We start from the raw sequence: 12,469 nt of genomic DNA on the forward strand, positions 1-12,469 counted from the left end.
ACAACATACTGTGTGGTTTATATCATAAACCCGGTCTGTGACTTAGGTGCGGCTTCATTTTAAGCGGGGCCAAAGTTGTTGGGATAATGTTGCGATTAACTTGCAACATTGATCGCTATCGCGTCTAATGTGACGGATTTCACATTTTCCCGAAGATAACCATGATCGTTCGTCCCCAACAACACTGGCTGCGCCTGATATTCGTCTGGCATGGTTCCGTATTATCTAAAATATTCTCACGGTTGCTGCTGAACTTCCTGCTCTCCATCGCCGTTATCATCATGTTGCCCTGGTATACGATGTTGGGTATCAAATTTACCCTGGCACCGTTCAGTATTCTGGGCGTGGCGATTGCTATCTTTTTAGGTTTTCGCAATAACGCCTGCTATTCACGTTATGTCGAAGCCCGACACCTGTGGGGGCAGTTGATGATTGCTTCCCGGTCACTACTTCGCGAGGTGAAAACCACCTTACCGGATGACGCCGAACTGGGGCAGTTTGTTCGTCTGCAAATCGCATTTGCCCACTGTTTACGCATGACATTACGTCGAAACCCACAGGCAGAGCCGTTGGCGAAATATCTCAGCGAGAAAGATCTGCAGACGGTATTTGCCGCACAATCGCCAGCAAACCGCATTTTGTTGCTGATGGGGGAGTGGTTGGCCATACGCAGACGTGATGGACAGCTGTCCGATATATTATTTCATAGTTTAAACAACAGATTAAATGATATGTCGGCAGTACTGGCAGGTTGTGAGCGAATCGCGAATACACCAGTTCCGTTTGCTTATACTTTGATCCTTCATCGCACTGTTTATCTGTTTTGTATCATGCTGCCATTCGCGTTGGTGGTGGATCTTCACTACATGACGCCGTTTATTTCAGTGCTTATTTCCTATACTTTTATCTCACTCGATGCGCTTGCGGAAGAGCTTGAAGATCCGTTTGGTACTGAGAACAATGATCTGCCGCTGGATGCGATTTGCAATGCAATCGAAATCGATTTACTGCAAATGAACGATGAAACCAATGTGCCAGCAAAACATATGCCGGATAAACATTACCAACTAACTTAGTTTCGTTCTGTTTCCCACCATGCTGGCCGCATATCAGAAAACGAATGAAACTCCGGCGCCAGATCTTCATCATTAGGATCGTCAAAAGCGCCGGCTAAAAGCGCAATGACCGGAGCGTCATCGATGGCGCCCACGGAACTACCGCACTGAGGGCAAAAAGCCCGGCTGGTAGTTTCAGATGAGCGCCAGGTTGTCGGTTTTCCGGCTTTTCCCGTCCATTCTACATTTTCTGCATCAAACTCAATCCAGACGACGGTCGGGGCACCCGTATGTTTCCGGCATATATCACATGAGCAGGTATGGGAATTATTAGGACTGCTGGCAGTGAAGCGGATCGAGCCACACAGACATCCACCAATGTAGACTTTAGACATAACAACCCCCGTCAGAAACATGTGGCAAGACACTAGCAGATGCCTGACATAGCCACTAGATCCTTATGATAAAAAGGCGAGGGCGCGCATACTCAGTAGCCCTGTCCTGTGATCTGTCTGATGATAAACGCTTAACTATTGCGTCTGGCAACAATAAACAACCGCGGAAAGGCCAGCAAAATATTGCCGTTTTCCTGCAACGGATATTGATCCTGAAGCAGTTCATGGTAGCGAGCCAGGTAATGACGCTGCTCGCTTTCGCTCAAATCCTGCAACCAGGGGCGTAGTCCCGTTGAGCTTACCCAGTCGATAATCGCCTGATGCGAATCCATAATGTGATAATACGTTGTACGCCAGATATCCACATCACAACCCGCTTCGGTCAAAATATCATAGTAGGCGTGAACACCAGGAAGCGGAGCACGCCCCCGGTCGGGGTAATCTTGTTCATAAGCCACTTCGCGCATCAGTACATGCGTGGGCTCCAGCCAGTTATCCGGCATTTGCACGGCCAGAACGCCGTTGTGACTCAGTTGTGAGACCAAATGTGGGAATAATTCATAGTGATCGGGCACCCACTGTAACGACGCATTTGCATAAAGCAGATCCACGGGACGCTCGGGCTGAAACTGGCTAATATCCGCTTCGATAAAATGGCAGTCAGGTAATGCGTTGCGCGCTTCATTCAGCATAGCAGGTGAAGAATCGACACCTGTTGTCTTTGCCGTGGGCCAGCGCTGATGCAGCAATGCCGTACTGTTTCCCGGACCACAACCTAGATCAACAACTGAGCGGACATTTTCTAACGCCACACGGCTGAGTAATTCTGCTGCGGGTCTTGAACGTTCAGTTGCATATTGCAGATAAAGCGAAGGGTTCCAGTCGGCCATGTATAAATCTCCAGTATGAGAGGAAAAGTCGGAAAAGGACGGTATAAGACCTTGCCGATGAGCCACTTATTTTAGAAGATTATATGAAAATGAATGATAAGGGCAGGAATATGCTGGAAACATCAAGGTTGATATTACGACAGTGGGAGGCTAAAGACCGAGCCCCTTTTGCTGCACTCAATGCCGATTCTGACGTGATGCGTTTTTTCCCCGCGCCGCTACAGAAAGCTGAAAGCGATAACCTGGCCGATAGATTTAGTGAAGGTATTGCAGAACGCGGCTGGGGATTTTGGGCCGTAGAGCTAAAAGAAACACACCAGTTTGTGGGCTGTGTGGGGTTGCATCCACAACCTGATAAATTTCATTTTTCACCCTGTACCGAAATTGGCTGGCGCCTTGCTAAAGCATACTGGCACCAGGGTCTGGCGTTAGAAGCCGCGCAAGCGAGTCTTGCATTTGCTTTTGACGTACTGGCGCTAAATGAAGTCGTTTCATTTACTTCTGTGCTGAATAAACCGTCAGAGAATCTGATGATACGACTTGGTATGACTAAAACAGAAGAGTTCACGCATCCCGCGTTGCCGTCAGATCATCGCTTGGCACAACATGTTTTGTATCGTCTTTGCCGATAATTAATCAGACTATTTTGATCCTTTTCTCATATCAGAGAAAATAACTAAGCCAATTCCAGCCAAAATAATGACGCTTGCGAGAAGGATTCTGACGGTGAGCGTTTCGCCCAAAAATAGGATCCCACCGAGAGTGGCCAGACAAGGTACGCTGAGTTGAATAGTACTGGCCGTTGTGGACCTGAGTAAGGGGAGCAATGAATACCAGAGCAGATATGCACCTCCCGATGTAATTGCACCAGAAAGCACGCCCAGAACTAATCCATATATATCAATATGAAGATGAGAGCGGAAGAACAGAGGGATAATCAATGCGACCGGGATTGCCAGGATGAAATTCCCCCCGGTTGAGGCAGCAGCATCCGTGATTTTTTTCCCTGTGATACTGTAGAAAGCCCAGGCTAACCCAGCAATAACCATCATTATTGCAGCATACAAGGAAGGGCGTTCTGCACCAGGAAGCAGCAATATGGCTATTCCAGCCAATGCTCCGAGTATTCCTGTTATTTTTAAAATTACGAGCTTTTCTCCCTGAGCTATCCCCCATACTGTCATGACGAGCTGAACGGTACCAAAGAGCAGCAGGGCACCAGCGCCGGTGCTGAGAGAAACATAGGCAATGGAGAATGAAAAAACATAGATACAAAGGAGCAGGGCATTTAACCACTTGAATTCTAATTTTCTGCTGTCAGATGTTATCGCAATAAATAAAAAAAGGGCAATTGCGCCACTTATCAACCGGAGGCTGCTGAATGAAATAGCATCAGCATGCATCCCCTTCAACGCGAGTCGGCAAAGTACGGAGTTGCCGGCAAATGCGACCATTGCGATGATGATTCTGATGAGCAAGATAACGTCCTTTAGTCGATACGATAATTAGTAAAAGATGCAGGTGTTGTCTTTAAAAACAGGTGTGTTGATTAACATAATTGCCAACATCTACGACTCTATTCGTGTTGGGATCGACATTAAGAACGACAAAACGCATTTGTGGGCAGAACAGCTCAGCACTTTTCTTGCTGCATTCAGTTTGTAGCCATCGATGCTCACCCTGTTCGGTTACAACCGTGTTCACGTTTCCGTATTCGCTGCACACAAAACCTTTTTCAGTTGCTCTTTGCCTTGCTCCCTCCAGGCTCAGACCAATAACATTCAGCTCATCGACCTCTTTGGCATGTGTGCTGTCGGAAACACGGGTTAATGTGCAGCTCGACAGCGTAGAGGTAGAAAGTAGTAATAATATGATACGTAAGAAGATGTTATCGTCTTTTAGGAACATGGACTGATGCCTTAAACAGATCGTTATGGTGATGATTTCACGACGCACTGCGCCGGGTCAAATACGGTCTTCCAGTCCTGTTTCATATCAACCACGGTCCAGCCATGCGATTTCGCCTGCGTTAATCCATCAACAAGTTTTCCGCTTGCGGGTGGGTGACTATCATAGGCGTATTCACGTGCGGCATCGGTATGATGGACCAGCAGTCCGAAGGTTTTCGCGTCCGGATTGGCGGCCGTGTACTGCAGCATGGCGAGATCGCCATCGCTATTGCCAAATGCGCCCACGGGGCGCTGCCCCATAAACAGGTGGATCGCCACGGGCTTGTTCGCCGCGTCATCATTGAAGGCTCCCGACATCGTCTTGGTGATTGTTGTCCCATCTCCGGATAACGCGAACTCGCCGAGCGCGAACGATCCGATCACCTGTTCTGGCGGAATACCATACATTTTTTGCGAGAGCACGCGCATGAAATCTATCCCGCCGCCGGAAACAATCCAGGTTTTAAAGCCATTCTCTCGTAGATAATCCAGCAACTGACGCATAGGTTGATATCCCATCTGGTCATACTGGCAGCCAAAACGTGGGTCTTTATGCGTTGAAACCCAGTTGGCAACCCGCTGAGTAAAGTCCTCCGTTGTCATGCCACTGTGCGTGAGCGATAGCAGGTGCATAAGCCCTTTTTCTCCTGAACCGACGACGCTTTTGAGGTCGTCTTTCAATACGGCCTGCACCAACGGATCGTTCGACCAATTGGGATTTTCTGGGGCAAGACGTTTAATCTCGTCCAGCGCGAACTGGATCTGAAACGTCATCGGCGCTTCCGGCCACAGTGTCCCGTCATTATCAAATACGACGTAGCGTTTATCAGTGGGAATAAACGTTGGACGATCGGGGTTGGTGGCATTCTGTACCCATTCTTCAATAGCGTGTTTGGCTGCCGTGTCATTCCATGCGGAGAGGGGCTCAGCCGCGGCGGTGCTGCAAAGGCCGCATAAAGCCAGTGTAATTAACGTACGCTTCATTGTGAGTTCCTGTTATCTGGGGTTTGTCCCGGTAACGAAATCGGCTGCCAGAATCGGCACCAGCGGTGAGATAAATAACGCGTGCTACGCAGCAATGTGCGGCGGAAAATAAACATAAGAACGAGTAAAGCGAGGCCGCCCGTCAGCAGCAGCACGGTCGACCAGGTGAAGGTGTCGCGGCTGCCTTTTAACACAGATTCTGCCCCAGCGGTGCGTGAAGCGGCAACGGTATATTTACTGCCGGGCAGTTCAGCGATTTGCCATTGCTGATGGGTTGTATCCCACCAACGTAATTTAATCGGCGGTAGTGTGATTTCTCCTGCATCAACCGGTAAATAGCGGAGTGTTTCCATGCGTTCAGCGCCTGTAATGTCACCGCGCCCCGACGTCAGCATACGGTTTTCAGGTGTCAACCGTTGGGTGTGCGTGCCGTTTATAGCATACAGCAGCTGTGGGATCTGAGCGGGCATCACATCGGTAGCGTTGGCTGTGACGACGCGTTCGATTACGTCACCGGCGCGCAGCGTTTTATCTTCACCACTGCGGTAAATATTGACCTTCTGGCTGAGCGAAAAGCTGGAAGCGGGCAGAAAACGGTCCGGTTGTTGGACTCCTGTCGGCCAGCTAACCGCCGTTTCCAGTGCAGGCAGTTTGACCGTAACGGGTGCTTGCCCGGATGCGGTTAATGTCATTTCGAAAGCCGGTAAATCCAGCTTACCCTGATCCCATGCAGTGATTTGGCGTTCCATGCGCACGCCGCTCCAGCTTGTACCGCCATCGTGACGGGTCAGCAATTGATTCGGTGACGTGCTGGTTAGAATATCGCCATTTTCTACTGGAAAATCGGCCCACTGCGGCGGCGGGTTAAACCAGGAATCTGTCCAGAACGTTACCGCTACCCGCACCGGCTGGCCAGGGACAACGTGTTCGGGGGCGATCAATTCGCGGGAGACCGTCATTGCCGCCTGGCAGGGAAGTACCGCCAGCAATAATAACCAGATAAGCTTCATTGGTCTTCTCCTGGCTGGGTTCGGTAGAGGCTTTCTAACAGCCCAGAAGGTGAAACCGCCAGATTTTCATACCACTGATTCACCTGTGGATTCCCTCCGGCAATGGGCTGAATATCCTTTTGTTCTGCCCCCTGGTGGGGCTTCAGGTCGTGCTTAATTTCATCGGGTTTGTAATCTTCTTCTTCTCCCTGAGCCGATTTATTTTCGCGCTCCTTTTGTCGCAGTTGCATGATGATTGCGGCGATTTTTGCGCGGTTACCCTGCGCCAGTTTCCAGTCCGGGCGCAGGCTTAATGCCCGATCATAGCTGTTCAACGCCTGTTGCCACTGTTTTTGCTGGGCGTAGCTATTGCCTGTCCAAAGCAGCGCTTCCGGGGTTTGTTCAGCCTGTCGGAACGCGGCGGTAGCGGCGGGATAATTTCCCTCCCGATACCATGCGATACCTTGCCGGAGTGGATCGTTAAAATGCTGGGCAGCGCGTACGTAATCCCCCCTGGAGAACGCACGCTGCCCCTGCACATCGGGGCTTACCCAGGCATCCAGCCAGGCGGCGTGGCCGGAAGGCTGCCAGAGCAGCAGCGGCGCGACCAACACCCAGCAAAAGAGCTGGCGTCGCCAGATTAACAGCAGGGCAAGTATTGGGATCGTTAGCATCCAGCCATCGTTCCGCCAGTGTAAATCGCTGCGGGCATTGATTTGCGCGGTGACACTTTGCTGGATGTGGCTCTGTACCACGGGCAGGTCTTCATCATCGGTGGTTACCAGCGTGACCGGAATTCCGTCGTCGCGCATCTGCTCGAAGCGCGAAACGTTCAACCGTGTATCCGTACCGCTGGCGGCATATTTCTCGGGCAGCACGCCCCCTTGCGCGGTTCCGGGCACCCAGATTTGTAGCGGCGTATTTTGTTCACCAAGCCATCTGGCGTCTTCCGCGCTTAAGGTATCGGTCACGAGGATAATGCTGCGCGGCGCGGCGGGCATATTGTGCATTGCCAGCGAGACCGCATGTTGTAATCCAGAACCTTCGCCAGAGGGTAATAGTGCAGGCGTTTGCGCATGCAGGAACAGCGAGTAAAAGGCCGTATCGACGGTAAGTGGAGTGGTAAGCCAGGCCCCGGCGTTATAGACCACCAGGCCAAAGCGTGTTCCCGGCATGCGTTCCATCAGCGACATGATTTTGGTCTGCATCCGCTGATGTCGGCTGGGAGGCAGGTCGCTGGCAAGCATCGCGGTATCCTGCTGCAAAATCACCATCACGTTGCTTTCTGGCGTCAGGGCGGCGGGAAGCTGACGCTGCCAGCTTGGGCCTGCGAGCGCGATAACACCAAGCATCACCAGCCACGGCAGCGCCCGACTAAGTTTACGTTGTCGCCCGACGATCAGCGCGTTTGCCAGCGACTTATCCATAATGCGTGACCAGGCGCTACGCCCGGCAGAGGGTAACCACCACAGCGCGATGGCAGGAATCAACAGCAGCAAACACCAGGGGTATAAAAAGTGAAAATCACTCATGCCATTCTCTCCCTGAGCGCGCGATAAATATTAAAAGCCAGCAATAAAACCAGTGCGGCAGCGAGAGGCCAGGCAAACAACGGTATTCGCCATGACCAGCCAATACTCTTCACCTGCACCGGCGTGATGGCGTCAATTTCTTGCCAGACCGCATCCAGCGACGCACCGCTGTTCTGCGCCGTCCATGCGCGCCCACCGGTGGTATGGGCGATATCCTGCAAAAGACCTAAATCCACTTTGTCATCGCCGCTGCTGTTGACGTCGCCAAAAGCGATGGTGTGGACCTGTACGTGATGGCTGGCCGCCAGCTGTGCGGCAAGGCGAGGTGTCAACTGCGAAGCTGTGTCGTTACCGTCGGTCAGAAGAATGGCCAATTTGCTGGCTTCATTATCACCGCTGGAATCTAACAGTTTCACCGTCACGCCCAACGCGTCGCCAATCGCCGTCTGTTGCCCCGCCATGCCTGGCGCAAGCTGATTGATACGGGTTTCCAGCGCCTGTTTATCCTCACTGACGGGCGCAAATGGCCAGGCGCTGTTAGCAAAGATCACCAGACCAATACGATCTGATTTGCGGGCGGCCACGAATTTTTTAACCGATTCCTGCACCGCCTGTAGCCGGGTAATGCCCCCCGCAACATCGTTTTTTTCCATTGATCCAGAAACGTCCAGAATCAGCATGATGTTGCGCATTGGTTTTTCAATATGTTGTGGCGGAGTCAGCAATTCCGGGCGGGCAAGCGCGCAGACCAGCAGCGCCCAGACCAGCCAGAACAGCCCGGTCGATAACTTTCCGCTGTGGGCAGGCTGGCTATTGAGCTGGAGTTCATTGATCAGCCCGGGCAAAAAAGGGACCCGAACATACTCTTTAAGAGAGCGCTCTTTGGCCATCACAAAGCGGCCTACCAACGGTAGGATAAGTAGCAGCCAGGCCCATGGCCAGGCGAACGCCAGGCGTGAGAAGTATTCAGACATGGGGTAGTCCTTCAAGCCAGGTGCGAAGCTGCACACGCAGCCGCGCGGTGTCGGCATCACTCAACTGGTTGTCTGGCTGACAGTATCGTTCGCAAAGACGCTGACGCAGCGCATTATCCAGTGGGACGGACGGGAGCCATTGGGCAGGGTCCAGCGCACCGCTAACCTGTTCACGCGGCTGATGCACCAGCAAAATACGTTTCATCAGCAGCAGCCAGCTGTCCACCGTTTGCGGTTGAGTGAGGGCAGTCAGGGCCTGACGACGCCACAGATTACGGCGCCATCTGGCGACGCGAAAGATGAGAAAAACCAGTATCACGAGAAGCACGACGCCGCCCAGAGCGAACCATCCCGGCGGCAGGGGAAACCATGACGGTGAATCGGGGAGAACCGGTTCCGCCAATTCGGGTACCGTAAATCCTTTCTCCAGCATCTAAACCCCTTTTTGTAGCTGTCTGAGCAGATCCCCGGCGACAACAATCTGCTTCACCTGGACGCCAAGCCGCGTGAGGCGCGACGCCTGTGCCGAAAGCCGCGCTGTAATACTCTGTTTGATGCCGTCCTGTAGTGCAGGCGAAAGTGAAAATGCCGCCTCTTGCCCTTCATAACGGGCCGCCAGTCGCCCGTGAGCAGGCAGGCGCAAATGCAGATCGTCGAGCATCACGAACGCGCTCACTTCTCCCCGACGGCGCAGGGCCGCCAGCAGTGCATCGCATTCACTATCCATATCGTGAAAGTCGCTGATTAACGCGACCCAGCAGCCGGTTGGAATCAACGGCAGGCTGTGGCGCAGGATGGCTGCCAGCGTGAGCGGATGGGGGGCTTCATGCGGATAGTTGTCCGCCACGGCGTGGTTGTACTGCACTAAATCGTCGAGAAATGCAGGGAGTGAAGCGTTTGGCGCACGGCATTTGCGCAGGGAAAAGTCCTGGTCACCAAAGACGATACCGCCTAAACGATCGCCGTCGTGCCAGCTACGCCAGGCCAGCAGCCCGGCGGTTTTAGCCGCAGCGACGGATTTTGTCTGCACGCGCGTCGAAAAAAACATATCCCGCCGCTGGTCGACCAACAAGAACACGGGACGTTCTTTCTCTTCGTTATACAGGCGAATCCACGGCGTACGCATGCGCGCGGTGGCCTGCCAGTCAATCAGCCGGACGTCGTCGCCGGGCTGATAGCGACGTAGGCTGTCAAAGTTCAGTCCGCGACCTTGCTGTCGTGATGTGCGCTCTCCGCCAAGTGCGCCTGGTGGGATCTGCCCTGGCGGATTGGCAATGGCTCGCGCATCGCCAGCGAGCTTCAGCAGCGTATCGCGGTCAACGCGAACGGCACTGTTCATCACGCTACCACGGCATCAAGGAGCATCCGTACGGCATCATCCGGCGTGCAGTTGTCGGCGCTGGCCTGGTAGCTGAGCATCAGGCGGTGGCGCAACACGGCCGGGGCTATCTTTTTAATGTCTACTGGCAGCACCGCATCCCGACCTTCCAGCCAGGCCTGCGCGCGACCGCAGCGCTCCAGCGCCAGGGTGCCGCGGGGACTAATGCCAAAGGTCAGGTACCCGGCCAGCGTATCGCTCACCGACTGCGGATGGCGGCTTAAGTCCACCAGATTGACGATATAGTTTTCGACAGTAGAGGAAACATGAACGGCGGAAATAGCCTGCCAACATTCGGCAATTTCTTGTTGGCTAAGCATCAGCGCATCGGGTTGTTCAGGTGCGGCCGGTGTGACGTTCGTCAATTGTTGGTACTTTTGCTGCTGTTCTCTGCGCACCAGTTGCATCACTTTCTGTTCGTTTTCTTTAGACGGGTAATGCACCAGCACCTTCATCAAAAAACGGTCCAGTTGGGCTTCCGGCAGCGGCCAGGTTCCTTCCTGATCCACCGGGTTTTGCGTGGCAAGGACCATAAAAACACCGGGCAGAGGCCAACTGTTGCCCGCCACCGTTACGTGACGTTCTTCCATGGCTTCCAGCAGAGCGGACTGCACGCGCGCCGAGGCGCGGTTAATTTCATCGGCGAGAATGATATTGCCGAACACCGGGCCAGGGCGGAAGCGGAACTGATCCTCTTCGCGGGAAGCGTTTTGCTGATAGATTTCGCTGCCGGTGATGTCTGAAGGCAGAAGATCCGGCGTGAACTGAATACGGCGGTAATCCCCCTCAACGTGGCGCGCAAGCTCACGCACAGCGCGAGTTTTCGCCAGACCCGGTAGGCCTTCCAGCAGAACGTGTCCATCACAAAGCAGGGCGATGATCAGCATGCGCACCAGCTCTTCCTGACCGAGAACCTGCTCATTCATGCGTTGTTCAAGCTGTAATAATTTTTCTCGATTTATCATCGGCGTAGCCCTGCAAAATCACGTTTAAGTAAGGTTGTGATGCCCACCAGAATCGGCTCGGCATAGTTAAAAAAGGCTTTAATGCCCGGGCAAAGGTAGTTCAACCCCAGCTCGCCGTCCGGTGCGCGTACAATGCGGTTTTTCGGGCATTCGCCCCAGCACAGCTTCAGATAAGGGCAGGTTTTGCAGTAATTGGGTAGCGTGTCGCGTTTGCCCATGCCGAAGGCTTTTTGCCGTTCGGAAAAAGCCAGGTGTGAAAGCTGGGCATGTTCAATATTGCCGATCTGGTACTCGGGATAGACGTAGTGATCGCAGGAAAAAATATCGCCGTTTTTCTCGATCGCCAGCCCTTTACCGCAGAACTCTGAATGGGTACAGATTTGAGCAGGCATTCCCATCGTCTGCGCGACCGCCGTTTCGAACAGATTGACCTGTACGCGGCCCAGATCGTTATTAACCCACTCTTCAAACACGGCAATCAGAAATGTGCCCCAGTCCTCCGGGTCAACTGACCAGTTGGTGACGATCGAATCGAGATCGCCAGGGCGCGCGCGGCGGCTACCGGTTAACGGGATGCTTTCGTCCTGCCAGAACTGTGGTGCGGTTTGCTTGAAATCGACCGGTTCGACGCACGGGTTAAACTGTACGTAGGTTGCGCCCAGTTCACGGGTGACGAAGCGGTATACTTCCAACGGAAAGCGGGCATTGGTGCGGTTTACCGTGACCAGGGCGTTAAATGGGACGCCGTGACGCTTGAGGGCCTCAACGCCCGCCATCACTTTGTCGAATGTCGGTTTGCCGCTACGGGTGACACGGTAGCGGTCATGCAGTTCTCGTGGGCCATCAATTGACAGCCCCACCAGAAATTGATGTTCTTTAAGAAATTCAGCCCATTTGTCGTTCAACAACACGCCATTAGTTTGTAAATCGTTCTCGACGCGCTGGCCGGGCTTCTGGTACAGCTTCTGAAATTTGACTACTTTCTGGAAGAATTCCAACCCCATCAATGTGGGTTCGCCACCTTGCCAGGAAAAGACCACCTGGTCGCCGTCCTGGCCATCAATGTATTGACGAATGAAATTCTCTAGCACCTCATCGCTCATGCCAGTATGTCTGTCCTGATGCAGCAGCTCTTCTTTGTGCAGGTAAAAACAGTAGGAACAGTCAAGGTTACAGGTCGAGCCGGTGGGCTTGGCCATCACATGAAAGCGGCGCTTGTATTCTGGCCCTTTGCCGTCATATTTTTCCGCCGACGGAAGCGCTTTAACCGGTAGTGTGGTGCTGTACTTCATATAGCAGACCCCTAACAAGAAAACGTCACTACTCTTCAAAAAACGGGCAGGCTGTCTGAACAGCCT

At 53.0% G+C, this 12,469-nt stretch carries 14 protein-coding genes; 2 read left to right on the plus strand and 12 right to left on the minus strand.

Annotated elements, in window-relative coordinates; all coding sequences use genetic code 11:
* Positions 1-161: 161 nt before the first annotated feature.
* Positions 162-1,076, plus strand: coding sequence for a bestrophin family protein (locus tag FDW94_RS16615; RefSeq protein WP_048235395.1), 915 nt, complete (start codon positions 162-164; stop codon positions 1,074-1,076).
* On the opposite strand, the gene FDW94_RS16620 is transcribed toward FDW94_RS16615, so the two are convergent.
* Together FDW94_RS16620 and tam are read right to left on the minus strand one after the other, a co-directional pair.
* Positions 1,073-1,450 (minus strand): GFA family protein, encoded by a 378-nt coding sequence (locus tag FDW94_RS16620; protein ID WP_003832953.1) that lies wholly within the window; start codon positions 1,448-1,450, stop codon positions 1,073-1,075. The genes FDW94_RS16615 and FDW94_RS16620 overlap by 4 nt on opposite strands.
* A gap of 131 nt (positions 1,451-1,581) precedes the next feature.
* Positions 1,582-2,340 (minus strand): trans-aconitate 2-methyltransferase, encoded by a 759-nt coding sequence (tam, locus tag FDW94_RS16625; protein WP_137377910.1) that lies wholly within the window; start codon positions 2,338-2,340, stop codon positions 1,582-1,584.
* Positions 2,341-2,450: 110 nt separating this feature from the next.
* Here tam and FDW94_RS16630 point away from each other — a divergent pair, with 110 nt between their 5' ends.
* The gene (locus tag FDW94_RS16630; protein ID WP_137378035.1) at positions 2,451-2,972 is read left to right on the plus strand and encodes a GNAT family N-acetyltransferase; all 522 of its coding nucleotides are present in this window, start codon (positions 2,451-2,453) and stop codon (positions 2,970-2,972) included.
* Positions 2,973-2,981: 9 nt separating this feature from the next.
* On the opposite strand, the gene FDW94_RS16635 is transcribed toward FDW94_RS16630, so the two are convergent.
* The 10 genes from FDW94_RS16635 to FDW94_RS16680 are packed head-to-tail and all read right to left on the minus strand — an operon-like array spanning position 2,982 to position 12,403.
* Positions 2,982-3,818, minus strand: coding sequence for a DMT family transporter (locus tag FDW94_RS16635; protein WP_137377911.1), 837 nt, complete (start codon positions 3,816-3,818; stop codon positions 2,982-2,984).
* A 52-nt stretch (positions 3,819-3,870) separates the two neighbouring features.
* On the minus strand, positions 3,871-4,248 hold the full coding sequence (locus tag FDW94_RS16640; protein WP_048235393.1) for a hypothetical protein: 378 nt from the start codon (positions 4,246-4,248) through the stop codon (positions 3,871-3,873).
* A 23-nt stretch (positions 4,249-4,271) separates the two neighbouring features.
* Positions 4,272-5,273, minus strand: coding sequence for an HAD family hydrolase (locus FDW94_RS16645; RefSeq protein ID WP_048235392.1), 1,002 nt, complete (start codon positions 5,271-5,273; stop codon positions 4,272-4,274).
* The gene (locus FDW94_RS16650; protein WP_137377912.1) at positions 5,270-6,283 is read right to left on the minus strand and encodes a BatD family protein; all 1,014 of its coding nucleotides are present in this window, start codon (positions 6,281-6,283) and stop codon (positions 5,270-5,272) included. Before FDW94_RS16650 ends, FDW94_RS16645 begins: the two co-directional genes overlap by 4 nt.
* Positions 6,280-7,794 carry a tetratricopeptide repeat protein gene (locus tag FDW94_RS16655; protein WP_137377913.1) on the minus strand — a complete coding sequence of 505 codons (1,515 nt, stop codon included), beginning with the start codon at positions 7,792-7,794 and terminating at the stop codon, positions 6,280-6,282. Before FDW94_RS16655 ends, FDW94_RS16650 begins: the two co-directional genes overlap by 4 nt.
* Positions 7,791-8,768 (minus strand): VWA domain-containing protein, encoded by a 978-nt coding sequence (locus tag FDW94_RS16660; RefSeq protein ID WP_071446458.1) that lies wholly within the window; start codon positions 8,766-8,768, stop codon positions 7,791-7,793. Before FDW94_RS16660 ends, FDW94_RS16655 begins: the two co-directional genes overlap by 4 nt.
* Positions 8,761-9,201 (minus strand): DUF4381 domain-containing protein, encoded by a 441-nt coding sequence (locus FDW94_RS16665; protein WP_079934027.1) that lies wholly within the window; start codon positions 9,199-9,201, stop codon positions 8,761-8,763. Before FDW94_RS16665 ends, FDW94_RS16660 begins: the two co-directional genes overlap by 8 nt.
* Positions 9,202-10,107, minus strand: coding sequence for a DUF58 domain-containing protein (locus FDW94_RS16670; protein WP_128611571.1), 906 nt, complete (start codon positions 10,105-10,107; stop codon positions 9,202-9,204).
* Positions 10,107-11,111, minus strand: coding sequence for a MoxR family ATPase (locus FDW94_RS16675; protein ID WP_137377914.1), 1,005 nt, complete (start codon positions 11,109-11,111; stop codon positions 10,107-10,109). Before FDW94_RS16675 ends, FDW94_RS16670 begins: the two co-directional genes overlap by 1 nt.
* On the minus strand, positions 11,108-12,403 hold the full coding sequence (locus FDW94_RS16680) for an anaerobic sulfatase maturase (RefSeq protein ID WP_137377915.1): 1,296 nt from the start codon (positions 12,401-12,403) through the stop codon (positions 11,108-11,110). The genes FDW94_RS16675 and FDW94_RS16680 overlap by 4 nt, the downstream gene beginning before the upstream one ends.
* Between the last annotated feature and the right edge of the window lie 66 nt (positions 12,404-12,469).

The organism is Citrobacter sp. wls757 (assembly GCF_005280935.1).
In the GTDB taxonomy this organism is placed as follows: domain Bacteria; phylum Pseudomonadota; class Gammaproteobacteria; order Enterobacterales; family Enterobacteriaceae; genus Citrobacter; species Citrobacter portucalensis.

Bases quoted from the DNA above. Each gene is read 5' to 3' on its own strand.
- FDW94_RS16645 (WP_048235392.1), bottom strand. From the start codon at position 5,273: ATGAAGCGTACGTTAATTACACTGGCTTTATGCGGCCTTTGCAGCACC.
- FDW94_RS16620 (WP_003832953.1), bottom strand. From the start codon at position 1,450: ATGTCTAAAGTCTACATTGGTGGATGTCTGTGTGGCTCGATCCGCTTC.
- FDW94_RS16615 (WP_048235395.1), top strand. From the start codon at position 162: ATGATCGTTCGTCCCCAACAACACTGGCTGCGCCTGATATTCGTCTGG.
- FDW94_RS16630 (WP_137378035.1), top strand. From the start codon at position 2,451: ATGCTGGAAACATCAAGGTTGATATTACGACAGTGGGAGGCTAAAGAC.
- FDW94_RS16660 (WP_071446458.1), bottom strand. From the start codon at position 8,768: ATGTCTGAATACTTCTCACGCCTGGCGTTCGCCTGGCCATGGGCCTGG.
- FDW94_RS16665 (WP_079934027.1), bottom strand. From the start codon at position 9,201: ATGCTGGAGAAAGGATTTACGGTACCCGAATTGGCGGAACCGGTTCTC.
- tam (WP_137377910.1), bottom strand. From the start codon at position 2,340: ATGGCCGACTGGAACCCTTCGCTTTATCTGCAATATGCAACTGAACGT.
- FDW94_RS16650 (WP_137377912.1), bottom strand. From the start codon at position 6,283: ATGAAGCTTATCTGGTTATTATTGCTGGCGGTACTTCCCTGCCAGGCG.
- FDW94_RS16655 (WP_137377913.1), bottom strand. From the start codon at position 7,794: ATGAGTGATTTTCACTTTTTATACCCCTGGTGTTTGCTGCTGTTGATT.
- FDW94_RS16680 (WP_137377915.1), bottom strand. From the start codon at position 12,403: ATGAAGTACAGCACCACACTACCGGTTAAAGCGCTTCCGTCGGCGGAA.
- FDW94_RS16640 (WP_048235393.1), bottom strand. From the start codon at position 4,248: ATGTTCCTAAAAGACGATAACATCTTCTTACGTATCATATTATTACTA.
- FDW94_RS16675 (WP_137377914.1), bottom strand. From the start codon at position 11,111: ATGATAAATCGAGAAAAATTATTACAGCTTGAACAACGCATGAATGAG.
- FDW94_RS16670 (WP_128611571.1), bottom strand. From the start codon at position 10,107: ATGAACAGTGCCGTTCGCGTTGACCGCGATACGCTGCTGAAGCTCGCT.